Genomic DNA, 24,781 nt, shown 5'->3' on the forward strand with positions numbered 1-24,781 from the left:
GGAGACAAGAAAAAAATGAATTTTGATTTCAATGACGACCAGAATGCTTTGCGTACTGAGATTCGCAAATTTCTGAGCAAGGAATCCCCACTGACGCAGGCACGCGCACTGCTTGAAGGTGAAGGCCTTTACGCGCAAGGCGTGTGGAGCGGCATGGCGCAGCTCGGTGTGACCAGTTTGATGCTGCCTGACGATTGCGGTGGCATTGGTCTGGGTGCCATGGAGATGTGCGTGGTGGCCGAAGAAGTGGGTCGCCAGCTCAGCCCCGTGCCACTGGCATCCACCATGTATCTGGCCGTGCAGGCCTTTCTGCTATCAACGAAAGAGCAATCACCGCAACGCCAGAAATGGCTGCAGCCTGTTTCTGGGGGGAGTATCGGCTGTCTGGCAGCACCCACGGATGGTCAAAAGCCACTGGCCGATTTGCCCGCGTTTGATGGCAAGACGCTGAAGGGTGAATGCCTGCTGGTGGCCGACGGCATGGCGGCGCAATGGGGCGTGGCACTGGCGCGCAATGCGGCTGGCGCTGATGTGCTGGTGGCCTTCCAATTCGATACCTCGGTGCAGCGCAAGGCGCTCAAGACGCTGGACCCTTCCAAGCCTTATGCATCGCTGAGCTTTGGCGGCACGGCTGCCGAGCTGCTGGATGGTGCAAGCAGCGCCGCCCAGGTGCTGGCCCGCGTGCGCAATCGCGCCGCCGTCATGCTGGCGTTTGAGCAGCTGGGTGCGGCCGATGCAGCGCTGGAGATGGCCGCCGCCTATGCCAAGGAACGCAAGGCCTTTGGCCGTGCCATTGGCTCCTATCAGGGCATCAAGCACAAGCTGGCCAACCTCTACACCAACAATCAGCTGGCACGTGCCCACTGCTACTACGGCGCATGGGCGCTGACGGCCGACATGGCTCAGGCGACTGGTGCGCCCGAGCTGGCGGCTGCCGCTGCGGCTGCGCGCGTGAGCACGACACAAGCGCTTTCCGATGCGGCGCAGGAAAATCTGCATACCCATGGCGGCATGGGTTACACATGGGAGCTGGATTGCCATCTTTTTTACCGCCGCGCGCGCCAGCAGGCCGTGGAGCTGGGCAATATCCATGCCTGGCGCGAGCAGGTGGCGGCAGAGCTGCAAAAGTGCATGGATGAACCTGCGAAAGAGAAGGTGGCGCAAAGCATGGCCGGGGGTGACAGCCAGTCCATGGACTTTGAAGATACCCCCGAAGAAGCCGCCTTCCGCGCCGAATGCCGTGCCTGGCTGCAGCTCAATGCCGAACCCAAGGCCAGTGCTGACGACTACTTTGGCCGCGACATGACAGCTGAGCAGCGCATGGAGGCGGCCCGCATCTGGCAGGGCAAGAAGGCAGCAGGCGGCTTTGGAGCGATTACCTGGCCCAAGGTGCTGGGTGGCCGTGGCGGCACGCCCATGCAAGAGCTGATCTGGCGCCAGGAAGAGGGCAAGGTCAAGGTGCCTACCGGTATGTTCAACGTCAGTCTGGGCATGGTGCTGCCTTCGGTGATGGCCCATGCCAGCCCTGAAGTGCTGGGCAGGCATGTGGCACCAGCGCTGGGCGGTAAAAACCTCTGGTGCCAGCTTCTGAGCGAGCCCGGTGCGGGGTCTGATCTGGGCATGGTGCGAACCCGGGCCGAACGCGCCACGGATGGCCGCGAGGGCTGGATCATCAATGGTCAGAAGGTCTGGACGTCGCTGGCGCAGTTTGCCCAGTTTGGACTGGTGCTGACGCGTACCAACCCGCAGGCGTCCAAGTTTGAAGGGATGAGCACCTTCTTTCTGGACATGAAGTCACCTGGCATTACCGTACGCCCCATTCGCCAGGCAGGCGGCGAGTCTGAATTCAACGAAGTCTTCTTCGAGAACGTGTTTGTGCCCGACAGCCAGCTGGTGGGCAAGCTGGGCGGCGGCTGGAAGGTCACCCTGACGGGCTTGATGGCTGAGCGCCTGGCCATTGGCGGCGTAATGCCCGCCGAGCTGTGGCGCACCACGGCGGGTCTGCTTGCGGACTACGAATTCGAAGGCCAACCCGCGCTGCAGGACGGCCGTATGCGTGAACGCTGGGCTGATCTTTACCTGAAAGAGCAGGCCTTGTGGCTGCTGCAATGCCGTGCGCTGACGGCGCTGAGCAAGGGCTTACAGCCCGGCCCTGAAATGAGCGGTGCCAAGAACGTGGCCGCTGCTGCGCTGCAGGCGTTCAGCTATTTCGCTATCGACCTGCTGGGCGAGCGTGGTGTGCTGGCGGCCAGCGAACTGGGGGAGCGCTTTGCCATGGTCGAGCGTCTGTGGTTCGGCTCTGCCGGCATGCGCATTGCGGGTGGTACTGACGAAGTGGTGCTCAACAGCATTGGCGAGCGGGTGCTGGGTCTGGCCCCTGAGACCCGCACGGACAAGGATGTGCCTTTTAGCGAACTGCTTGCCTAGTGACTTTGCGCGGCGCGCCGGGGCATTGACCCCGCCACGGAGCGCCGCATTTTTTATCAGGCCGGGTCCAGAAAATTTCATCAATGAAACGTGGCGGAGACCACGGCTTACAAGGAGACAAGACATGAGTGCATCTGCTGCGGCCACTGTGCCAAAAGCTGCTTCGGCCACTCTGAGGGCGGTGAGCAATGTGACGGGCTGGCGTCGCCATTACCTGCTGTTTGTGCTGCTGCTCGTCTATGGCATGAGCATGATTGACCGCCAGATCATGGGAGTGCTGATTGAGCCCATCAAAAAAGAGATGGGCGTCTCGGACAGTGCCATGGGTCTGCTCACCGGTCTGGCCTTTGCGCTTTTCTACAGCATTCTGGCTGTGCCCTTTGGCCGGTTTGCTGACCGCACCAACCGCCGCAACCTGATTGCGTGGTGCTGTGGCGGTTGGAGCATTGCTACGGCTTTGTGCGGCATGGCCGTGGGCTTCTGGAGTCTGACCGCCGCGCGTGTGGGTGTTGCCGTGGGCGAGGCCGGCAGCACGGCAGCATCAACCACCATGATTGCCGATGTGTACCCGCCAGAGCAACGCAGCCGGGCCATGAGTGTGTTCAGTCTGGGCCCGCATCTGGGCTCGCTGGTCGGGCTGGGTGTGGGTGCGTGGATTGCCCAGCACTACGGCTGGCGTGCCGCATTTTTGTGGCTGGCCGTGCCTGGTGTGCTGATTGCTCTGGTGCTGCGTCTGACTTGCCGGGAGCCCCTGCGCGGTGCGCAGGAGATATTGGGCAAGCGGGTTGCACCTCCTCAGGCTGTGGCCGAAAAGTTCTCGGATGTGATGAGCGCTTTGCGCCGCAACAAGGCCTTTGTGGGCCTGGGCCTTGCAGGCATGGTGATGGCGTTTTCAGGCTACGCGATTGGCATGTGGAACACGGCATTTCTGGTGCGCTCTCACGGACTGCAGCTCAAAGATGCCGGGGCCATCATGGGTTTTATTGGCGGGCCGGGTGCGATTTTTGGCGCCTTGCTCAGTGGCTGGATTACCGATGTGATGGCCAAGCGTGATGTGCGCTGGCAGATCGGCATTCCGGTGCTGGCAACGCTGGTTTCGATTCCGCTGGGGCTGGCGTTCTACTTCAACGATTCGCCCGAGAAGTGGCTGGTTGCGGGTCTGCAGATTCCGCATGCGATTGTCTGGTATGGCCTGTTTGCAGTGTTCTCCAGCTTCTGGGCGGCTCCTGCTTTTGCGGCGCTGGCCAATGTGATTGCATCGTCGAGCCTGGCCACATCGCTGTCTATTTACAACCTGCTTCTGACCGCGGTGGGCGGTGGGCTGGGCCCGCTGACGGTGGGACTGCTAAGCGATGCTTTTATCGCTCGCGCTGGCAATGAATCACTGCGCTGGGCACTTGCATCAATGCTGGCGTTTTATGTGCTGGGGGTGCTGGCCTATGCCTGCAGTATCAAACCTTATGCGCAGCAGATGGCAGCAAAAAAGAGAGCTTGAAGCGCATATTGAAAAGGCGCTTAAGCATGGTTTAGCGCATGAAAGCGTGGCTTGCAACTCAGGAAAACTTCTGTAGGACAACACCCGGCTATCGGTGAATATCAGTGCCCGGAAACTTGGGTGTTTGCTCTCAGGGTCTGCCCTCAGTTCAAGTGGACGATGAATGCGGCGGTTGACCGCTTGACGATGACGCCGTCGTCGAGCATGCCGCAGCCTATCGGATTTGAATCAATGAGAAAGACGGAGACAAAGACATGAAGCGGACTTTCAATCTGGCAGATATTTTTGAGCTGGTGGTGCAGGCTGTGCCGGAGCGCATTGCCTTTGGCTGTGGCGATCAAAAGCTCACATTCACGCAGCTCAACGAGCGCGCCAACAAGCTGGGCAATGCGCTGAGCGCGCGCGGTATTGGTCGCGGCGACAACGTCGGCATTCAGCTCTACAACTGCGCGGAATATCTGGAGACATTTTTTGCCTGCTGCAAGATTGGTGCGATTCCCGTCAATGTGAACTACCGCTATGTGGCCGACGAGCTGCTGGGGCTGTTCAACAGCCTGGACCTGCGTGGACTGGTTTACGGCGCAGATTTTGATGGCGCCGTGCTGGAAGTCATCCCTCAAGTGCCCACGCTGCGCCTGGCGCTGCGTGTGGGTGAGGCGCGTGAAGGACTGTCCAAGATAGTGAAATGCTACGAGCCAGTGCTCGCCCAAGGCGGTGCGCAGCTGAGCGACCCGGATCGTAGTGATGACGATATCTTCATGCTCTGCACGGGCGGAACGACCGGGCTGCCCAAGGGTGTGATGTGGCCACACAAGGCCTTGTTCATGGGCGCTTTAGGCGGTGGCGGCTACTACTTTCGTTGCCCCCCGGTTGAGGCCCCCGAAGAACTGCTGCAACTGGTACCTCACGGCCCTGCACTGGCTTACCTGGCGGCAGCCCCTCTGATGCACGGCGCGGCCATGTGGGCCACGTTGATCAGCCTTTTCTCGGGGCACCCGGTCTATGTGAATGACCGCAAGAGCTTTGACCCGGTGCATATGCTGGATCTGATCGAGCGTCACAGCATCAATGTGATGGCCGTAGTGGGCGATGCGATGGCGCTGCCCATCATTCAGGCGCTGGAGAGCCATCCCGGCCGCTGGCAGCTCAAGTCGCTGATGGTTTTTGGCAATGGCGGCGCGGTGTTCTCCCGCCATCTGCAGGAGCGGCTGCTGGTGCAGCTGCCGCATCTGGTGCTCAACAACAGCATGGCCAGTTCTGAATCTGGCGTGGTCGGCGGCGGGGACAAGACGCCCGAGAGTGCAGGGCTGATGAGGATTGCGCCGCGCCCGGATTTGAGCGTGATCTCCGAAGACCTGCGCATCCTGAGTCAGGCGGGCGAGGAAGGCGTTCTGGCGCGCAGCGGCCACACCCCGCTGGGCTATTACGGCGACCCCAAGAAGACCGCCGAGACCTTTGTGGTGATTGATGGATGCCGCTGGGTGCTGACCGGTGATCGCGCCCGTATCGAGACCTCGGGTGAATACATGGTGCTGGGCCGCGGCTCTCAATGCATCAATACTGGCGGCGAAAAAGTCTACCCCGAGGAAGTGGAGGAGGCGGCACGTCGCTACCCGTCTGTGCAGGACGTGGTGGTGATCGGCCTGCCCGATGAGCGCTGGGGCAGCAAGGTGGCGGCCGTGGTGCAGGTGCAGCAGGGGCAGACGTTTGACCTGCAGGAGTTCGAGAAGGTGTGTCGCACCAATCTGTCGGGCTACAAGGTGCCGCGTGCCGTGTTCGTCGCGTCTGAGGTCAAGCGCAGCCCCGCAGGTAAGGCTGACTATCGCTGGGCCAAGGCCTTCGCCCAAGACAACCAGCCACTGACGGCTGCTGCTGCGCTGGCCTGATCACGGAGCGCACAGCCAGTAAACCCATTGAGCAATACCCCTGTTCGTCGCGCCTGACGACGGGACTTTACAAGGAGGCCTCGGCCTCCTTTTTTTATTCTCAGCGTGGTGCTCTGCAAATTCTGTGCGCCGTTTTTTCGGACTTCAGCGCTACAAAGGCTTTGCCTTGTGTGTCATAGCGGTGTGCAATCACATGCTGGTTGCAGCGATCGGAATATCTCGCACAGGCCTGCATGGCAATGCATAGATGAGGCCCGGAACCCCAGACCTTGGCGGGCGGCTTGTCGTAGATGCCTTCGTAAAGCGTTTGCGTTTGTGCGCCGTTGTCATTCCACTTGACCACGATTTCAGAATCAAAGTGATCAAAGCCTGCGCTGCTGTAGCCCACCTCATAGTGAACCGTTCCCAGCTTGGCAATGGACGTGCGGCCCGAGGCTTGATTTTCCCAAGCTGTAGCCTCTTGCGCGCTGCAAGGCATGGCGCAAAAGCTCATCAGCATGAGCCATGTATGAAGCGGACTGCAAAGCTTGCGCAAGTGCATGGGGTGACGGTCTGGACGATGACGGCTCCACTATATAGGCGGTACCTAGGCGGCATCTGAATTCCATGAAAAATGGCCCGTTCGGGCCATTGATCAACGTCTACGCAGTGTGTTCGCTGCGCTTTACCAGCTTGCCGGGCAATGCACTGGTTGCCACGCCATCCCGGTAAGTAATCTGACCAGACTTGATGGTGTAGCGATAGCCTTCGGCTTTCTGCAAAAAGCGCTTGCCGCCTGCGGGCAGGTCTCTAACGATTTGTGGTGGCAGGATTTTCAATGCCTGCAGGTCGATGAGGTTGATATCGGCCAGCTTGCCTGCCTCCAGTGTGCCCCGGTCATGGAAGCCATAGAGCGCAGCGGGGCGCTGAGTCAGTCGTTGCACCGCCGATTCGATGCTGAACAGGCCGCGCTCGCGCACCCATTCGGTCAACAAGAACGTGGTGGCACTACCGTCGCAGATCGTCCCGACATGTGCGCCGCCATCTCCCAGCGCGGGTACGGTGTGCGCATGGCTGAGCAGCTCATGCAGTGCGCTGCAGTCGTGGTTGAGGTAGTTGGCCATGGGCAGGTAGACCAAGGCCTGGCCGTTGTTGCCGAGCATGAAGTCATAAAGCCACTCCAGTGGCGGGACAGCGGCGGCATCTGCCTGCGCCTGAACGCAATCCTCGGGCTGCGGCAGATAGACGGGCGCATCGCCTTGCCACGGGTACATGCCTGCGTAGTTATGACCAAAGTACGCCATGAATAGATGGGGCTGACGATCTTGCTCGCTGAGGATGCGGCGGCGTGTGGCAGGATCGCCTAGCGCATGGATGCGCTCTGCCGGCGGGAGGTGCGCCAGTGCCTCATAGCTGGGTTTGCAAGAAAACGGATTGAGGCTGCATTCAAAGCCCATGAGCACACCCACGGGGCGGTTGAGGACCTGGCCGGTGATGCGCTGGCCGTCTGCGTTGGCCTGCGTGATGAGTTGCAGCAATTCGCGATGCAGCTGTGGCCTATAAGGGTACTGAATCACCGTCAAGGTGCTTGCGCGGCCTGTGGCCTGGCTGACGCGGCTCAGAATGCTGAATTCTTGCTCCGTGTCTTCAAAGTCGGAGATCATCTGAAACACGCTGTTCGGATAGTCCTTCAGCGACAGGCCCAGCTGCAGCAGTTCGTGGCTCACCGCCTGGTACATGGGCGTGAAATCGCCAGATTTCGAGCGGTGGGCCATGGTGCGGGAAGTGGACAGACCGACGGCCCCTGCAGCCAGCCCCTGCTGAACCAGTTGCTGCATGGTTTGCAGATCTTGCTCGCTGGCGGATTCGCGCCGCACGGCGCGCTCACCCATGGCGTAGACCCGCAGCGGGCCATGGGGCAGCAATGCGGCAATGTCGATGTCGTAGCGGCGCTCGCCGAGTGCGTTCAGGTACTCGGGAAAGCTTTCCCAGGTCCAGGGCAGACCTTCATGCAACGCCGTATCGGGGATGTCCTCCACGCCTTCCATCAGCGCGATCAATGTGTCGCGGTCTTCGGGGCGGCAGGGGGCAAAACCCACGCCGCAGTTGCCCATGACTGCCGTGGTCACACCTTGCTGTGATGTGGGCCAGAGCTGCTGGTCCCAGGTGGCCTGGCCATCAAAGTGGGTGTGGACATCAACAAAGCCGGGAGTGACCAGAAGGCCTGTGGCATCGATGGTTTGCGCGGCACTGCCGAGTAAATGCCCGATGGCGGCAATGCGGCCGTCCAGCACTGCCACATCGGCGACAAACGGCGGGGCACCTGTGCCGTCGACCACGCAGCCATTGCAAATCAACATATCAAAGTGCGGCACTTTGTTTCTCCTTTGGGAATGCTTGTGAAGGGCCGCCTTGGGCAGCCAGCACACATTAGGAGTTCAGTGACACCGAGGACCTACAGGGTATTGGAATCGTCCATTGGGACGATGTGAGCAAGGGGTCTCAACTTCACGATAGGAAAGCTGCCGGGTAGAGATTGCCTGCGCACCGACTCCCGCGAAATACAACTCAAAGAGCAATGACAGAGACCCCTTCATCCAACCGTTCCCGGCTTTATGTGCTGGCGCTGCTGACCGCACTGTCTGCCATGACCTTTATGGACCGACAAATTCTGGCGGTTCTGTTGCAGCCGATCAAACAGGAATTTGGTTTTTCTGATCTGCAGATTGGCCTGATTACGGGTCTTGGCTTTGCGTTGACCTTCGGGCTGCTGGGCATTCCACTGGGGCGTCTGGCAGATCGACACGAGCGCCGTGGCCTGATCGCCTGGTGCCGAGGCATTGGCGGCTGTATTGCTGCGTTGGGGGCGCTGGCGACTGGGGCGGGGGGCTTGGCCGCTTCCCGTGCGGGCGCTGCGCTGGGGGATGCGGGGGGCGGTGCCGCTTCCATGTCTATCCTGGCTGATCTGTATGCGCCGACTGAGCGCTCGCGCGCCATGAGTGTGTTCGGGGTGGGCGCTGCCTTGGGGGCCTTGCTGGCGCTGCTGCTGGGGCCGCTGTTTGCACAGTGGTGGGGCTGGCGGGTGACCCTGGTCATCATCGGCCTAGGAGTCGTGCTGCTATCGCTGGTGCTGCGCTTTACGGTGCAGGAGCCTGTGCGGGCACTGACTCAGGCAGCTATGAGCCATGAAGACCCAGCTGTCAAACCTGCGCAATCTGCAGTGAAATTAATATGGAATGAGCCTGTAACGCGCTTCATGATTGTGGGAGCTGCTTGCGCTTTGATAGCAGGTTTGTCGATTGGCTCCTGGAATGTGGCGCTGCTGGCGCGGCGTTTTGATCTGAATCTGAAGCAGGCGGGCGGTATCTCGGCGGTGGCCGCATGTTTGTCAGTCGCGGGCAGCCTTTTCTCTGGCTGGCTGACGGACAGACTGGCCCGAGGCGATGTGCGCTGGCAGATTCGTATTCCCGTCATCGGCGTGGGCATGGCGGGGCTTTTCGGCTTGGCTTATCTGCTGGTGAGCGATGAGCTGTTCGTGCTCTCGCTGGCCTGCATGCTGATCTATTCATTTTTTACGGCCTGGTGGGCGCCTGCGACCTACGCTGCGCTGAGTCTGGTCGTGCCTGTGCAGCGCCGTGCGACAGCCAGTGCCATGGTGCTGATGTCTGGTGCATTGCTGGGCAATGGCTTAGGGCCGATTGCTGCGGGCTGGCTTAGCGATGTGCTCAATACGGTGTGGCAAGGGCAGGGCCTGCGCTATGCGCTGGTAGTGATGATGTGCACGCTGTTGCCAGGGTTGTGGGCCTTTACGCGGGCGCTGGCTTACTATCCCGGGGCCTATCGTCAGGCTCATTCGCCTGTGGCTGTAGTGGCGTGAGATGGTTGAAGCAATGATGAAAGAAAAAAACCAGCCCACGGTGTGGAAGATGATCTACCTGGCCCGGCGCAACCCTGTGCTGGCGGCCGCTGACTTTCCGCAGGCCTGGCGCGAGCACTCTGCGCTGGGGCGGCAGTGCAAAAACGTGGGCCAGCGTGTGAAGGCGGTGGCTCAGTGTTCACGCCAGTTGCCTGCGGATGCACCGGCATTGAGTACCGACTATGACGGCGTCAATCTGATGGTGCTGGCAGACCGGGAGGCTGGGGCCGCTATCTGGGACGATGCGGAAACGCTGGCCATCATGCGCCCCGACGAGCCGCGCGTCTTTGCCGACTATGTACGCAACTTCTCGGTGTTGTGCCGCCAGCAGGTGCTATATGAGCGCATGGCTGCTGATGCAGCGGCGGCTTTGCTGCCGCAAAAGGCGCAAGTCATGCTGATCGGATTTTTGCAGCGCAGCGATGAATGGCAGGGCGCTGCAACGAGTCCTATTCTGTGTCCTGCGCAGTGGAGGATGGGTGGGCTCAATCAGGCCAGCCACATTGTTTGCAACACGCTTGATGAGAAAGCACCAGCCGGTTACGGCTATCGCTACATTGTGGAGTGGTGGTTTGATACTGTGGAGCAGGCGCTTAGTGCGGCGCAAAGTCTGGATGTCTCGGGCGCGGCTCAGGATGGTGAATTTGGCTGGGGTGAGCATGTTTTTATATTGACCGAAGTGACCCACACCAGACCCTGAAACTTCGCAAACATCCAACTCAATAATCCAGACAAATAAAAAGGCCCATGCAATCTCTGCATGGGCCTTTTTTACCTTGGAGTCACGCTTCTATCTGACTTCTTTCAGGCCGCTGCTTCTTCGGCTTCCTGAGTGTAGGCAACCATGCCACGTGGGATGTACTTGCCTTCGCACTGGTCCAGATACTCTGCAGCCTTGGCGCGGGGGTTGTAGAACTGCTTGTACCAGATGCGGGCTTTCAGGAAAGCACCGTCGCTGGGGATGAACAGCGGGTTCAGGCAAGGCGCTTTTTGCGACCAGACTTCAAAGTCCTGTGCAAAGGCCAGACGGCTGGCTTCCTGGAACTGCTTGGCAGCCACTTCGTCAGCCTTGGTGGGCAGGCCGCCGTGTGCGGTTTTGACCAGCAGGTTGTGCCAGACCTTGATCTTGCCGTCCTCAATGGGGGTGTGCATGATCATCATGAACGAGTTGAACATGCCGCTGACCTTGGAGACCAGAATGGCTGGGCCGTGATACCAGGTGTCTGTGTGCAGCATGTCGCTGGCGCCCCCTTCGCCCACCAGGGTACGGTGGCCGCCGCACTGGCGTTGAATGGCGTTGTGGGCCTTGAATTCGTTTTCAAAGCGCGCCACGGTGGAGCCGTGGATGGGGCTCAGGTGACCGTAGTCGGCAATGTTGTCCACGACTTCCATCGGGTGCTGGCTCAGCTCGCCCAGATAGTCCCACTGGCCGTTGACATAGGTCTCATCATGCCAGTCGCCAAAAGTGGGCAGAGCGTAATCAGGCTCGCCACCTTCGGGATCAAACCAGACCCAGATCGCGCCGTACTGCTCGACCACTGTCCAGCTCTTGACGGCAGCCGCCGCAGGAATCGCACCGTCGTGGTAGGGAATGTGGTTGCACTTGCCGTCTGCACCAAAGCGCCAGCCGTGATAGGGGCAGCGAATGCCATCGCCTTCCACGTTACTGCCACCGCCGTCGATCACCACGTAGCTGGTGGTGTTGGGCGCTGCCAAGTGGGTTTTCATGTGGGGGCAGTACGCGTCCAGCAGCACAACCTTGCCGCTTTCGCGACCGCGGTACATCGCAAAATCCTGGCCGAAGAAGCGCACCGCCACCGGCTTGTGGGTGTCGAGCGCCTTGGCCTCGGAAATCATGAACCAGCCACGTGGGTAGGTAAATTCACCGAGGCGGTAGTCCTTCGTGGTTGCCATTGCAGAAGTCTCCATATCTTGTTTTAGACACTGAATCTTCGCGCTGGGAGCCATGCTGCGCATACTCTGTTTGGACGAGTGAGTGCGACGCTTTGATCTGGCGCAAACCACCAAGGGTTTGCACTATGTTGAGTGTGAGTGCCTGCTTTTTTGTTCTGGGCGTTGGCGTATCGCGGTGTCAGGTCTCAATTTTTGCGCTTGGGGTTGACCGCTATCGTCCTGCTCCAGACATCAGGTCCGGGAGACGCTTACGCAGCTCGATGCACTTAAACATGCTCTGCTTCCTAATAGGGAGAGGGCTGCAGATCCTTGCTCCGTAGCCTTTTTGAGCGCACTGATTTGTCGTCAGTGCGCTGCAGCGGTGATTTACGCTGCGACTGCGGCCACGCGTTCTTTGTAGATCGGTTGCAGGTCAATCATGGTGAAGGCTTTGGCCAACGGCAGGGCCTCTTCTTCTGTACCCAGCCAGAACAGGGCTGCGGCAATTTCTTCCGGGGTCGCTGCGCCATAGCGCTGGGCCAGCACGCCATCATCACCCAGAGTCGCCTTTACCGCCTCAGTCGTCACCACACCCGGGTTGACGCTGAAAGCGCGCACACCCTGCGTCTTGTATTCGGTGTTGATGCAACCTGCCAGGCGTGCAATGGCGGCCTTGGATGCGCCGTAGGCAAAGCCCCAGCCGCCTTTGTCTGCGGGCACGGGTGGGTTGAACTGACCGGCTGCCGAGCAGACATTGATGATGCGTCCGCCACCTTGCGCCACCATGGTTGGCAGTAGGCGCTGTGCCAGATGAAAGGGGGCGATCACATTGCCCTGCATCGAGCGCTCAAGCGATGCGGTACTGATATCGGGAATCAGGTCGTTGATTTCACGGTTCTGATAGACGGCGTTGTTGATCAGCAGATCAATGCGGCCAAAGCGTGCGAGCACGGCATCGGTGGCCTTGTCTAGGCTTCCAAGATCCATCAGGTCCATGACATGCGAGAACACTTCGCCGCCAGCGGCTTCGATGGCATCGGCGGTGGATTGCAGGCTCCCAGAGAGCAATTGACCATTGGGCAGGCGCAGCTGGTTTTCAAGCTGTGCGCCTTCGGTCAGCGTGCGGGCGGTGATGGCCACGCGCCAGCCCTTGCTGGCAAAGAAGACGGCGGTGGCCGCACCGATGCCGCGGCTGGCACCGGTGATGAGGGCGACGGGTTGAGTCATGAAAAGTCTCCAGATTCTTGTTATGCGGATGCCGACTGCATTTGCTGCAGGCGTTGCTTGTAGGGCTTGATCGCCAGTGCGAAGAACAGCACGGTCAACAAGAACATCATTGACACTCCAGATAGAGCCAGGCGCAGGCCTTCTGTGCCATGGGTCTTGGCAAAGTAGTCTGACAGCATGCCAGTGACCAGGGGGCCCACGCCTACGCCAAGCAAGGTGATAAAAAGATTGAGCACGGCAGCGGCCACGCTGCGCTCGCCGGCTCCAACCAGCTGGCTGATGGCGCTGTATGACAGCGTGGCAAACCAAGCACCGAAGAAGCCAAACATCAAAGCAAACACCATGGCCACCGGTACTTTGATGCTGCCCAGCATCCAGAAGTCAGAGACAGGCCAGAAGAAGACGCCCAAGGCGGCGGGCACGGCGCAGAAGCTGCCAATGGCGGCCAGGCGCAGCTGCCAGCGGCTATCACGCTGGGTGAGCTTATCGGACAACCAGCCGCAGAACATGGCACCAACCACGGCGCCAGAGCCGCTGGCAATACCAAAGACCAGGCCCGCGTGCGAAATGCTCATGCCGTGTATGCGAATGAAAAAGCTGGGTGCCCACACGCCATAGCCATAGCCAGCAATACCTGCCATGCCACAGGCCAGGCAGATATTGCGCAGCGCCTTCATGCCCAGCAGGCGAAACACCTGCTTGAGCATGGGCTCACGTGCCGCATTGGCGACGGGCTTGGTCTTTGGCGCTTCATAAGCACCGCGAACAGGCTCTTTGACAAAAAAGTACACCAGCACGGCCAGGATCACTCCGGGTATGCCAAAAGCCAGAAACACCGCGCGCCAGCCGTAGTACTGGGCCACCATGCCGCCGATGACCAGGCCCAGCAGCGTGCCGAGGTTGGGGCCCATCATGAACAGGCTGATGGCGAAAGAGCGCATCCTGGGTGGATAAGAGTCCGAAACGATGGAGATCGACGGTGCCATGCCCCCCGCTTCGCCCACCGCCACGCTCATGCGGGCGGCCAGCATGTGCCAGTACTGAGTCGCAAACCCGCAAGCGGCTGTGGCCAGACTCCATACGCCGCAGCACACGGCGACGATATTGCGGCGGTTCTGCGTATCGGCCATACGCCCTACGGGAATTCCCAGTAGCGCATAAATCAGGCCAAAGGCCAGTCCCGTCAGCAGGCCCATCTGCGTGTCGGACGCTCCGAACTCCTGCTTGATCGGCTCCAGCAAAATAGAGAGTACCTGGCGGTCAATGAAAGAGAAAATATAGACCAGTGCAAGCAGGGCAAGACTCAGGTGAGTGCGCCATGTGACGGTGGGGGGCGAGGTTTGAGGGGTGTGCATGCGCAGCATCGTGAAGGTGGCTTTAGGTTGTGCCATCGTCTTTTTGGACGACGACCGAGAAATCCTCAGGTCTGAGCATGTGATCTTCCGCTCATGGCTTTTACGAGAAATATCAAGGAGACAAAATGACCCAGACGAATTCGTCCGTAGGCATTCGCCAGTTGCTGGACATGCAGAACCAGGCCTTTATCGCAGAAGGCGCTGTCAGCGCCGAGGTGCGTGTACAGCGTATTCAGCAAGTCATTGACTTGCTGGTTGAGTCCAAAGATGCCCTGTGCCAGGCCATGGGTGAAGATTTTGGTGGTCGCCCAGCCGTTTTTTCGCTGGCCAATGACATTCTTGGCTCGCTGTCCTCGCTCAAGCACGCTCGTGATCATCTGACGGAATGGCTGGGCGATTCCGTGCGCCCCAGCGTCAAGCCCTTTGACATGTTTGGCGCCTCGGCCTGGGTCAAATACCAGCCCAAGGGCGTGATTGGCATCATCGGCACCTGGAATGCACCGCTGTTCACGCTGCTGTCACCGCTGGCCTGCGCCTTTGCAGCGGGCAACCGTGCCGTGCTCAAGCCTTCTGAAATTGCGCCGCGCACTGCCCAGGTGCTGGCCCAAGCCGTGGCGAAACGCTTTGATCCTCAGGTGCTGGCAGTCGTGCAGGGCGGCCCTGAAGTGGCGGCTGCATTCTCCGAGCAACCCTGGAGCCATCTGGTCTTCACGGGCTCGACCAGCGTTGGCAAGCTCATCATGGGGGCTGCGGCCAAGAATCTGGTGCCCGTCACGCTGGAGCTGGGCGGCAAGTCGCCCGTGCTGGTGGGGGACTCGGCTGACATTGCCAATGTGGCCGAACGTATTGCCGTGGGCAAGTCGCTGAATTCGGGTCAGCTTTGTGTCTCGCCCGATGTGGTGTGGGTGCATGAGTCGCGTCTGCAGTCGCTGACGGATGGCATCGTGGCTCATTACCAGTCGCTATACCCCTCGGTCACGGCGAATGCGGACATGACACCCGTGGTCAACGAACGCCACCACGCCCGCGTCAGCGCCTACGTGCAAGATGCCAAGGACCGTGGCGTGCAGGTGGTGGAAACAGGTGCTGCGCAAGCCGGTGTGGATCGTCGCCTGCCGCTGTCTCTGGTCATCAATCCGCCACAGGACGCTGAAATTTCGCAGCACGAAATTTTTGGCCCCGCTGTGGTGCTGCGCAGCTTCCAGAACATTCGCGAAGCGGTTGCGGCCATCAATCAGGGTGACCGTCCGCTGGCGCTGTACTACTTTGGCAGCGATGAGGTCGAGCAGAACTGGATTCTGGACAATACCTTGTCGGGCGGCGTTTCCATCAACGATGTGGTCATGCACCCCGCGCTGGAAGATGCTCCCTTTGGAGGTGTCGGCGCTTCGGGCATGGGTCACTACCATGGCCGTGAAGGTTTCCTGGAGTTCAGCCACGCTCGCTCGGTTTACAAGGCCGGCAGTCACGACCCGCGCCGTGAGTGGGGCATGCTGCCGCCTTACAACGAGCAGTTTGCGCAGATGCTGAACCAGGCAGTCACCCCTTAAGTTTCTGAGCGCCTTCCCCTTTGCGCTTTTCGGAAGGGGGACGAGAGCTTGGCTGCCTCGCACTTGCGCTGTACCTGTTTGGACGCCTTGCCTTGGCAGGGCGTTCTGCATTTTTGCCTGGTGATGGGCGGTGCGCATCGTTCTGACTGAACGGTCTGCGCTTGACCATGGGGCTTGTCCCATGGTCCGTTTGGCAGATGTTTCAAAGGCGTTTCATCCAGAGTATGACTGGGTCAGAATGCTATTAAAGGACGAGTAATGAACGAGATTTTTCGCCAGTTTTCGCTGGAAGGCCAAGTCGCCGTAGTGACCGGTGCTGGCAAGGGTATTGGCCGTGCTTGTGCCATCACGCTGGCCAAGGCTGGGGCCGATGTGGCGCTGTTTGCGCGCACAGAGTCAGACCTGCAGGCGGTCAAGGCTGACATCGAGGCACTGGGGCGACGCGCCATCATCGTGCCCGGTGATGTGAACAAGGAAGAAGATCTGGACAACCTGATCACCCGTGCCGTGGCCGAACTGGGCAAGATCAATGTGCTCATCAACAACGTGGGCGGTGGCGGCCCTAATGACCCGCGCAAAGTCACGGGCAAGGCTGTGGGCGAGATGCTGGCCTTCAATGTGGTGCCTGCCTATACGCTGATCCAGAAGGCTGCTGCAGCGATGGAAGCATCAGGTGGCGGTGCCGTGGTCAATATTTCTTCGACGGCTGCGCGCTACTCGCAGAAGTACTTCAGTGCCTACGCTGCGGCCAAGGCTGCGCTCAACCAGTTGACGCGCTGCCTGGCGCAGGACTTCGGGCCCAAGGTACGTATCAATGCCATTGAACCCGGCACCATCATGACGGATGCGCTGGCTCCCTTCCTCACCCCTGAGCGCAAGGAGCGCATGGAGCGCACCACGCCCTTGACACGCCTGGGCCAGCCCGAGGACATTGCTGCCGCAGCGTTGTTCCTGGCCAGCCCCGCATCCAGCTGGGTAACCGGCAAGGTGCTGGGTGTGGACGGTGGCGTGGAAGCGCCTAACTTCTAAGACTGAGCATCGCCAAAAACAAAGGGACCGCGAGGTCCCTTTGTTTTTGATTTTGAAGAAAATACCGCTGCAGCCCAATCACTGCATACGGTATTAGCTATCAAATCAGATGGTACGGCCGGCCTGGTGTCCAGAGTGCATGGCACCCTCGATATAGCCCAGATCGTTGCAGTCACCAATGCGGCGCACAGGTGTCTGTGTGATGGACTGCAGCTGATCGGCCACGGTGGAGTCGGCCTCTGCGCCCATGGCCAGAACGACCGAGTCAGCAGGCGTGCGGTATTCCTCGCCTTTTTTGTCGGTCCAGATGACTTCCTTGCGGTCGATCTGGGTGACGTTGGCTTGCATCAGCAGCTTGCCGTGGTTCTTCACGGCGTCATACACGCGCCAGCGGCGCACGATGGGCAGCTCGGTACCAGGGTGTGTGCCTGGGTCCAGAACCGTGACTTCGCGGCCGCGCTCAATCAGGAATTCGGCCAGCTCCAGTCCCACCAGACCCGCGCCAATAATGCTCACGCGCTTACCCAATGGCATCCACAGTTTGGACAGATTCTGAATTGCTGCGGTGCTGTCCGTCACCTTGAGCATGCCGCCGGCCTTGAACAGTGTGCGCTCGGCCAGGTTCAGCTTGGCCTTGGCGATCTCTTCGGCGCGGTCGCCCGTCATCAGGCGGCGCAGCTCGTCACCGCTCCACACATGGGTTTGATCGGCGCCGGGAATAGGGGGGGCAGCGCGCTTGGCACCGGTGCCCACCAGAATTTCGTCGGGCTTGAGGTCGGCCAGCAATTGGGCATCTACCGTGGTGTTCAGGCGCACATCGATCTGTGGGTGCTTCATCTGCTTGACCAGATAGTCCAGCAGGCGGCCGTTTTCCGGGTAGGCCAGCGCGGCAAAGAACAGCGTGCCGCCAAGGCGGTCGCTGCGCTCGGCCAGCGTCACGCGATGACCGCGCAGAGCCGCCACGCGTGCCGCTTCCATGCCGGAAGGGCCGCCACCGACGATGAGCACATGCTTGGGCTTTTCCGCAAAGGTGATGGTCTTGGTTGTTTCGTGCCCGGTCTGGGCATTGACTGCGCACTTGATGCCCTTGTTGATGAAGATTTCACTGACGCAGGCATAGCAGTAGATGCAGGGGCGCACATCCTGCGCGGCGTTGGCTTGCAGCTTGTTGGCCAATTCAGGCTCGGCCAGCAGCTTGCGACCCATGGCCACAAAGTCAATCTCGCCCTTGTTCAAGGCGTCAGCGGCATCGTCCAGTTCCCAGCGGCCTGCCGAGATGATGGGAAGGCTTACCGCCTTCTTGAACTGCTTGGCGAAGTCGCGATAGGCGTTCTGCTTTTGCGGAATGGGGGCATCGGTGAATGCCGTGCCAGTGATCAGGCGTGCATAAGCCGATACGCTGATGGCGTTCATGCCCAGCTCTTCACAGAGCTTGGCCGTCTTGAGTGCCTCGTCCATGGTGATCCCGCCGGGTGTATGCATCTCTTCAGAATCCAGGCGCACCCAGACCGGAAAGTCCGGGCCCACGCGTTTGCGCACTTCAGTCAGCACTTCGCGCAGCAGGCGGCTGCGGTTTTCATAGCTGCCGCCGTATTCATCGGTGCGGCTGTTGAAGAAGGGCGAGAGGAAGTTTGCAATCATGTAGTTGTGTGCGCAGTGCACTTCAACCGCATCAAAGTTGGCCTGCTTGGCGCGCACGGCGGCGGCTCCAAACCATTCGATCATCTGTGCGATGTCGGCCTGATCCATCACGCGGTAGCGGTCAGGGTAGGGGCCGACGCCGACGAAGGTTGAGAACTCCTTGGGTGTGACGGTACGCATGGCCTCTGCCACGGGGCCATCCGGAGGCATGGACGATACCCACATCTCGCGGCCATGGGAGCGGTCATTGGCGGCGACTTTGCCGCTGTGGTTGATCTGGATGGCGACCTTGCCACCGTGCGCGTGCACGCGGCGCGTGACTTCGGCCAGACCTGGAATGAACGAGTCCTCCGAGATGCCCAGCTGGTGTGGCTCGCTGGTGCCTGAAGGCCAGGAGATGGCGGCCGTGCCCATGATGATGAGGCCGGTGCCGCCCTTGGCGCGCTCTTCGTAGTAGGCCTGGGCGCGTTCGCCGCAGATGCCATCGGTGCCGCCATAGTTCTCGCCCATGGGGGCCATGGCGATGCGGTTCTTCAGCTCCATGGAACCTATGCGTCCGGATTGAAGCAGGGGTGCGTGGGGATTGCTCATTTTCTTTGCTGTCTCCTATAGTTTTCTGCCGAGTTCTGCGCCTTCGTTGATGGCTCGTGTCGCATCAATTTGGTGAGCATCTCGCGCTCCGCCAATCACGGTATGCGCAATATTGTGTGCTTCAAGTCGGGCCGACCAGGGGTTGTGAGACTCCTGTCCGGCGCAGACCACGATGTTGTCCACGCTCAGGCAGCGCTGCTCGCCGCCTATGCGCAGGTGCAGGCCGTTGTCGTCGATGTGGATGTACTTCACATCGTTGAACAGGCGGGCACTTTTATTCTTGAGTTTGTTGCGGCGAATCCAGCCCGTGGTGGTGGGCAGGGTTTTGCCCATGGGCAACTTGCTGCGCTGAAGCAGCCAGAGCTGGCGCGGGGATTCGATGATCTCGATGGGCTTGATGCCGCCGCGCAGCTCGCGTTTTTGGTCAATACCCCATTCGCGCTCAAAGGCAGCCACGCTGCCGTCCTCAGCCTTGCTGTGGCTCAGTAGTTCGGCCATATCAAAGCCCAGCGGGCCTGCGCCCACAATGGCGACGCGCTCGCCCAGAAAGCGCGGGTTGCGCAGCGCCTCCATATAGTCCAGCACCTTGGCATTGTTCTCGCCGGCAATGCCGCTGCGCCGTGGCACCACGCCGGTGGCAACCACCACATGGTCAAAGTCGGCCAGCAGGGCCACATTGGGCGTGGTGTTCAGGCGCAGCTCAATGCCAAGGCGCTGAATTTCGCTTTCAAAATAGCGCAGCGTTTCACCCAGTTCTTGCTTGCCGGGAATTTTCTGCGCCAGAAACAGTTGGCCGCCAATGCGGATGCTGGGCTCAAACAGGGTCACGCGGTGGCCGCGCTCTGCGGCCTCGCGGGCGCAGGCCAGGCCTGCGGGGCCTGCACCCAGCACGGCAAGCTTGATCGATTTTTCAGCCTTCTTGATCGGCCACTCCCACTCGCGGCAGGCGCGGGGGTTGACCAGACAGCTGATTGGCTGGCGCGTGAAGATGCGGTCCAGACATGCCTGATTGCAGGCGATGCAGGTGTTGATGGCGCTGCTCTGCCCCGCCTGTGATTTGCGCACAAAAGCCGGGTCGGCCAGAAACGGGCGGGCCATGGCCACCATGTCGGCGTGACCCTGAGCGATGAGATCGTCCGCCACTTCGGGGGTGTTGATGCGGTTGCTGGCCACCACGGGCACGCTCACCGCCTGCTTGAGCTGCTGCGCAGCCCAGCTGAAGGCCGCGCGGGGCACCACCATGGCAACGGTGGGTATGCGGGCCTCGTGCCAGCCCACGCTGGTGTTGAAAAGGTCTACGCCTGCCGCTTCAAGCTGGCGGGCTAGGTCAAGCACTTCCAGCCAGTGGCTGCCATGCTCGACCAGATCCATCAGCGACAGGCGAAAGCTGATGACAAAGTTCTCGGGCAAGGCTGCGCGAATGCCCTGCACGATGCGCAGCGGAAAGCGGCTGCGGCCTTGGGCATCGCCACCCCAGCCATCCTCGCGGAAGTTGGTCACAGGGGCCAGAAACTGGTTGATCAGATAGCCTTCTCCGCCCATGATTTCCACGCCGTCGTAGCCTGCATCTTTGGCCAGCAGTGCACAGCGCACATGGTCGGCAATGATTTGCTCGATCTGCTCATGGCTCAGCTCCAGCGAGCTGCGGTTGCTGAGCTTGGAGATCACGCTGCTGGGTGATACGCCGCCGCTGCCGTGGTCGTAGCGCCCCACATGCAGCAGCTGCATGAGGATGTGGCAGCCCTCGGCATGCACGGACTGCGTGATGATGCGGTGCCGTTCGGCCTGCTCGGGTGTGCAGAGGGTGGAGAATTCGGCATTTTCTGGCATGCCCAGCGCATGGGTGTTGACGCCAAAACCACCTGTCACAATCAGCTGCAGCCCCTCGCGGGCCCGCTCGGCATAGAAGACGGCCAGTTTTTCGAAGCCTTGAGCCTGATCCTCCAGGCCGGTATGCATGGAGCCCATCAGAATGCGATTCTTCAGAGCGAGGTGGCCCACACGAATGGGCTGGAACAAAGAGGGGTACATGAGGAGCTCAGCAGACTATGGCGATGCCAATGCAGAAGCACCACAGTAATTTTTCCAAAGGCTGATCACATCGTCCGTTTGCATGTGGTGCAGGCCGCAGGCTTGGGCTTTGATGTGGCACCAACAACCCAAAAGACAAGGAAGAGACATGTCCACTATCGTGATGAGCGGCTGTGCAACCGGCATTGGCGCAGCTACTCGCAAGGCCCTGGAAGAGGCTGGTCACCAGATCATCGGTATTGATATCCGTGATGCAGAAGTGATTGCCGACCTTTCCACCGCTGAAGGCCGCAAGCAGGCGATTGCCGATGTGCTGGCAAAGTGCAGCGGTGGTATGGACGGTCTCGTGTTGTGCGCCGGTCTGGGCCCGCAGACCAAGGTGCTTGGCAACGTCGTGTCGGTCAACTACTTTGGCGCGGTCGAGTTGATGGACGCTTTTCTGCCTGAGCTGAAAAAGGGCAAGCAGCCTGCAGCCGTCGTTATTTCGTCAGTGGCAGCGGCCCACTTGCCGTTTGACAAAAACCCGCTGGCTGCACCGCTGGAGGCGGGTGAAGAGGCCAAGGCTCGCGCCATTGTGGAAGGTGCTGGCGAGCAGGGTGGCAACCTGGCCTATGCAGGCAGCAAGAACGCGCTGACGGTGGCTGTGCGCAAGCGCGCCACAGCATGGGGGCAGGCTGGCGTGCGCCTGAACACCATCGCCCCCGGTGCCACAGAGACCCCGCTGCTGCAAGCCGGTCTGGAAGATCCGCGCTTTGGCGAATCCATCGCCAAGTTCGTGCCGCCGATGGGTCGCCGTGCCGAGCCTTCGGAAATGGCCTCTGTCATTGCCTTTCTGATAAGCCCCGCCGCCAGCTATGTGCATGGCACGCAAATCGTGATTGACGGCGGTATTGATGCGGTGATGCGCCCAACAGCGTTCTGATCCCCCTGAGCCGCTTTGCGGCGTCCTCCAGGGGACGACGGCCCTTGCTGGCCGTCTCTGATCTGGGGACGTCCTGTTTTGAGGCGCGTCCTTATTTTTGGAGCTGAGATGAATACCGCAGAACATATGACAGAAGTGGTGCAGCGCTACGTGGTTGCACTGAACGCCAGCGATCTGGAGGGCATCGTGGCGATTTATGCTGATGACGCCACGGTCGAGGACCCCGTAGGCTCCGAGCCCCAGCGCGGCATTGCGGCGATTCGCGCGTTTTATGCCAATTCGCTCAAGCTGCCTCTGCAGGTGGCTTTGCACGGCGAAGTGCGTGCGACGGTGAACGAAGCGGCATTTGCGTTCACCGTCAGTTTTGAATACCAGGGCCGCAAGACCACGGTTGCTCCTATCGACTTTTTTCGCTTCAACGAAGCCGGCAAGGTCGTGAGCATGCGCGCACTGTTTGGTAAGGACAACATTCATGTGACGGCTTGAATCGGCAAAGAGCTAAGCCGTATCTGCTCTTGATTTCAAAGCTGCTTGCGCTTGATTAGCTTGGATTTCAGAGTATTTTTTAGTCTGAACTCTATGAATATCAGGCGCAAGCAGCTTTTATTTTGATAGCGGATCTGGGTTGATTTTTTGATCACAGATCGTTAGCAGCGGACACATCGAGATCCGAGCAACTGCCTGCTTTTCTGCTCTCTCAATCGCTGCACGACAAGAATGCTCGTTGCTTTAGCTGTTCTCACGGCCTAAGATTTTTCATTGATGGCTTGTGAGGACGCTCGATGGTCGAAGTAATTGCCTGGCTGCTCTGGAGCTGTATTGATCTTGTGCTGGTCCTTACAGGAAAGATCGTGGTCACCGCTGCCAGTTTTGGGCAATGGCGTGGCGAGCGATGGCGTAGCAAGGAAAGCCGCATTGATGGCGCGGCAGGTGCTCTTTGCTTCAAGCGTGATGGGCAGCGAGTTTTTACCACCACAGGCCTGCTGTGGGTGGGCGCGCTGTTCTATGTACTGCTTGTCGTGATACTTCTCTGGTATTCCTCTCAGCACCCATCAGGAGGCTGAGTGGAAGTGCAGGGGGCAAGCCACGCAAGAGAAAGTCGCAAACTGTTTTGGTATCGGGCGTTCACTCCCCCTTGAACACCGCCTGCCGTTTTTCAATAAACGCGTTCATGCCTTCCTTCTGGTCCTGCGTGGCAAACAGAATCTGGTTGGCCTTGCGCTCCAGCATCAGCGCGGTGTCCAGCGATGCATCCATGCCGGCAATGACGACTTCCTTGATCTGCTCCACGGCCAGCGGTGGCATGTTGGCGATCAATTTTGCCATTTTTAATGACTCAGGGATTACCTGATCGTCTGCACAGACTAGGCTGACCAGACCCATTGCATAAGCCTCGTCAGCAGTCACGGGCTTGCCGGTCAGCAGGATGCGCATGGCCTGGAATTTTCCTACGGCGCGCACCAGTCGCTGGGTACCGCCGATGCCCGGCATGATGCCGATGCGAATCTCTGGCTGCGCAAAGCTGGAACCATGGCCAGCAATGATGATGTCGCAGTGCATGGCCAGTTCTGCCCCGCCGCCAAAGGCATAGCCGCAGACGGCGGCAATGATGGGCTTGGGGCAGTTTTCAATGGGAGCCCAGACGCGCTCGGTGTGGCGCTTCATGATTTCTATAGGGCCGCAGGAGTCCATGCTCTTGATATCGCCACCCGCGGCAAACACTTTTTCGCCGCCGGTCAGCACGATGCAGCGCACGCTGTCGTCATGACTCAGCGCCTGAAATGTCTGGGATAGCGCGGCCTGCAGCGACAGGCTCAGGGCATTGGTGGCCTGTGGGCGGTTGAGCTTGACGATCACGACGCCGTTCTCCGCGCGCTGCACCAGCAGCTCCTGCTCGGTACTTTCCATGTTTTCAATAGCAGACGGCGATGTAGTCATAAGGCATTCCAAGGGTTTGATCTGAGGGGATGGTCGTTTTACAGGGAGTGAGTTACATCGTCCTTTTGGACGTATCTGCGGTGAGTGCTGAAACCTAAATTGGCAGCCATGGATACGAATAACGACTTTCAACATCAAGTGGTTCTGGTGACTGGTGGCACCAAGGGCATCGGCAAAGGCATTGCGCAGGCATTTCTGGCAGCGGGAGCCACGGTGGTGGTTTGCGGTCGCCAGCAGCCTGAGGTGTTGCCAGCCGCATCCGGGCGCACTGCGGATTTCATCGCTTGCGATGTCCGCGAAGCCCAGGCTGTCAAGGACCTGATTGACGCGGTGAAAACCCGCCATGGCCGCTTGGACGTTCTCGTCAACAACGCCGGCGGTGCGCCAGCGGTGGATGCCGCGACGGTCTCGCCCCGCTTTCATGAAGGCGTGCTGCGCCTCAATCTTTTCTCCACTCTGCATGCATCGCAGGCGGCCAATGCCGTCATGCAGGAGCAGGACAGCGGCGGTGTGATTGTCTGCATCGGCAGCATCAGCGCACTGCGCCCCTCGCCCGGTACAGCGGCCTATGGCGCGGCCAAGGCGGCAGTGCTGAGTCTGGTCAGCTCGCTGGCGGTGGAGTGGGCCCCCAAGGTGCGCGTGGTGGCCGTGAGCCCCGGTCTGGTGCGTACCGAGCAATCGCATCTGCACTTTGGTGACGACGCAGGTATTGCCTCCGTCGCACAAACGATTCCAGCTGGCCGTCTGGCCGAGCCAGAGGACATTGCCAATGCTTGTCTGTATGTGGCGTCCAAGCGCGCTTCATACATGAGCGGCACGAATTTGCTGCTGCATGGCGGCGGTGAGCGCCCGGCATTTCTGGGTGCCTCGAACTCAGATTCCGTACAGAAAAATCACTGAA

The 24,781-nt window shown here is 60.0% G+C and carries 19 protein-coding genes; 11 read left to right on the plus strand and 8 right to left on the minus strand.

From position 1 onward, the window contains the following. Window positions 1-15: 15 nt before the first annotated feature. From HF327_RS09855 to HF327_RS09865, 3 genes are all read left to right on the plus strand, one after another. Window positions 16-2,427: an acyl-CoA dehydrogenase gene (locus tag HF327_RS09855; RefSeq protein ID WP_169108049.1), complete on the plus strand. Its 2,412-nt coding sequence runs from the start codon at window positions 16-18 to the stop codon at window positions 2,425-2,427. Between the two features lie 124 nt (window positions 2,428-2,551). Next, window positions 2,552-3,922 (plus strand): spinster family MFS transporter, encoded by a 1,371-nt coding sequence (locus HF327_RS09860; RefSeq protein ID WP_169108050.1) that lies wholly within the window; start codon window positions 2,552-2,554, stop codon window positions 3,920-3,922. Window positions 3,923-4,176: 254 nt separating this feature from the next. Further along, on the plus strand, window positions 4,177-5,808 hold the full coding sequence (locus HF327_RS09865; protein WP_169108051.1) for an AMP-binding protein: 1,632 nt from the start codon (window positions 4,177-4,179) through the stop codon (window positions 5,806-5,808). 100 nt (window positions 5,809-5,908) lie between these two features. Here HF327_RS09865 and HF327_RS09870 read toward each other — a convergent pair whose 3' ends face one another. Beyond that, window positions 5,909-6,307: a hypothetical protein gene (locus HF327_RS09870; RefSeq protein WP_236024124.1), complete on the minus strand. Its 399-nt coding sequence runs from the start codon at window positions 6,305-6,307 to the stop codon at window positions 5,909-5,911. A gap of 142 nt (window positions 6,308-6,449) precedes the next feature. Then, the gene (locus HF327_RS09875) at window positions 6,450-8,162 is read right to left on the minus strand and encodes an N-acyl-D-amino-acid deacylase family protein (RefSeq protein WP_169108053.1); all 1,713 of its coding nucleotides are present in this window, start codon (window positions 8,160-8,162) and stop codon (window positions 6,450-6,452) included. Between the two features lie 203 nt (window positions 8,163-8,365). On the opposite strand from HF327_RS09875, the gene HF327_RS09880 reads away from it, so the two are divergent. Then, window positions 8,366-9,664 carry an MFS transporter gene (locus HF327_RS09880; RefSeq protein WP_169108054.1) on the plus strand — a complete coding sequence of 433 codons (1,299 nt, stop codon included), beginning with the start codon at window positions 8,366-8,368 and terminating at the stop codon, window positions 9,662-9,664. Between the two features lie 13 nt (window positions 9,665-9,677). Beyond that, a complete protein-coding gene (locus HF327_RS09885) occupies window positions 9,678-10,403 on the plus strand; it encodes an EthD domain-containing protein (protein ID WP_236024125.1) in 726 nt (241 codons plus the stop codon). 104 nt (window positions 10,404-10,507) lie between these two features. Here HF327_RS09885 and HF327_RS09890 read toward each other — a convergent pair whose 3' ends face one another. The 3 genes from HF327_RS09890 to HF327_RS09900 form a co-directional block, all read right to left on the minus strand. Further along, complete coding sequence (locus HF327_RS09890) at window positions 10,508-11,617, minus strand: Rieske 2Fe-2S domain-containing protein (RefSeq protein WP_169108056.1); 1,110 nt, start codon at window positions 11,615-11,617, stop codon at window positions 10,508-10,510. 366 nt (window positions 11,618-11,983) lie between these two features. Continuing rightward, on the minus strand, window positions 11,984-12,823 hold the full coding sequence (locus HF327_RS09895; protein ID WP_169108057.1) for an SDR family NAD(P)-dependent oxidoreductase: 840 nt from the start codon (window positions 12,821-12,823) through the stop codon (window positions 11,984-11,986). A 20-nt stretch (window positions 12,824-12,843) separates the two neighbouring features. Then, complete coding sequence (locus HF327_RS09900) at window positions 12,844-14,214, minus strand: spinster family MFS transporter (RefSeq protein WP_236024126.1); 1,371 nt, start codon at window positions 14,212-14,214, stop codon at window positions 12,844-12,846. An 89-nt stretch (window positions 14,215-14,303) separates the two neighbouring features. Between HF327_RS09900 and HF327_RS09905 the strand changes: the two genes are divergently transcribed. Then, the gene (locus tag HF327_RS09905) at window positions 14,304-15,728 is read left to right on the plus strand and encodes a coniferyl aldehyde dehydrogenase (protein WP_169108058.1); all 1,425 of its coding nucleotides are present in this window, start codon (window positions 14,304-14,306) and stop codon (window positions 15,726-15,728) included. Between the two features lie 258 nt (window positions 15,729-15,986). After that, window positions 15,987-16,757 (plus strand): glucose 1-dehydrogenase, encoded by a 771-nt coding sequence (locus HF327_RS09910; RefSeq protein ID WP_169108059.1) that lies wholly within the window; start codon window positions 15,987-15,989, stop codon window positions 16,755-16,757. A 105-nt stretch (window positions 16,758-16,862) separates the two neighbouring features. Here HF327_RS09910 and HF327_RS09915 read toward each other — a convergent pair whose 3' ends face one another. Together HF327_RS09915 and HF327_RS09920 are read right to left on the minus strand one after the other, a co-directional pair. Further along, the gene (locus HF327_RS09915; protein ID WP_169108060.1) at window positions 16,863-18,989 is read right to left on the minus strand and encodes an NAD(P)/FAD-dependent oxidoreductase; all 2,127 of its coding nucleotides are present in this window, start codon (window positions 18,987-18,989) and stop codon (window positions 16,863-16,865) included. Between the two features lie 15 nt (window positions 18,990-19,004). Further along, window positions 19,005-21,020, minus strand: a complete 2,016-nt coding sequence (locus HF327_RS09920) for an NADPH-dependent 2,4-dienoyl-CoA reductase (protein WP_169108061.1) — start codon at window positions 21,018-21,020, stop codon at window positions 19,005-19,007. A gap of 148 nt (window positions 21,021-21,168) precedes the next feature. On the opposite strand from HF327_RS09920, the gene HF327_RS09925 reads away from it, so the two are divergent. The 3 genes from HF327_RS09925 to HF327_RS09935 all read left to right on the plus strand — a co-directional run bounded on the left by HF327_RS09925 (window position 21,169) and on the right by HF327_RS09935 (window position 23,006). Then, window positions 21,169-21,942: a 3-alpha-hydroxysteroid 3-dehydrogenase gene (locus HF327_RS09925; RefSeq protein ID WP_169108062.1), complete on the plus strand. Its 774-nt coding sequence runs from the start codon at window positions 21,169-21,171 to the stop codon at window positions 21,940-21,942. A gap of 108 nt (window positions 21,943-22,050) precedes the next feature. Then, complete coding sequence (locus tag HF327_RS09930; protein WP_169108063.1) at window positions 22,051-22,428, plus strand: steroid Delta-isomerase; 378 nt, start codon at window positions 22,051-22,053, stop codon at window positions 22,426-22,428. A gap of 296 nt (window positions 22,429-22,724) precedes the next feature. After that, window positions 22,725-23,006, plus strand: coding sequence for a hypothetical protein (locus HF327_RS09935; RefSeq protein ID WP_169108064.1), 282 nt, complete (start codon window positions 22,725-22,727; stop codon window positions 23,004-23,006). A gap of 61 nt (window positions 23,007-23,067) precedes the next feature. Here the strand turns inward: HF327_RS09935 and HF327_RS09940 are convergent, their stop codons facing one another. Continuing rightward, entirely contained in the window at window positions 23,068-23,880 is an 813-nt protein-coding gene (locus tag HF327_RS09940; RefSeq protein WP_169108065.1) for an enoyl-CoA hydratase, read from the minus strand. A 108-nt stretch (window positions 23,881-23,988) separates the two neighbouring features. On the opposite strand from HF327_RS09940, the gene HF327_RS09945 reads away from it, so the two are divergent. Further along, complete coding sequence (locus tag HF327_RS09945; protein WP_169108066.1) at window positions 23,989-24,780, plus strand: SDR family oxidoreductase; 792 nt, start codon at window positions 23,989-23,991, stop codon at window positions 24,778-24,780. The last annotated feature ends 1 nt before the right edge of the window (window position 24,781 follow it).

The sequence above is a fragment of the Comamonas suwonensis genome (assembly GCF_012844455.2).
In the GTDB taxonomy this organism is placed as follows: domain Bacteria; phylum Pseudomonadota; class Gammaproteobacteria; order Burkholderiales; family Burkholderiaceae_C; genus Comamonas; species Comamonas suwonensis.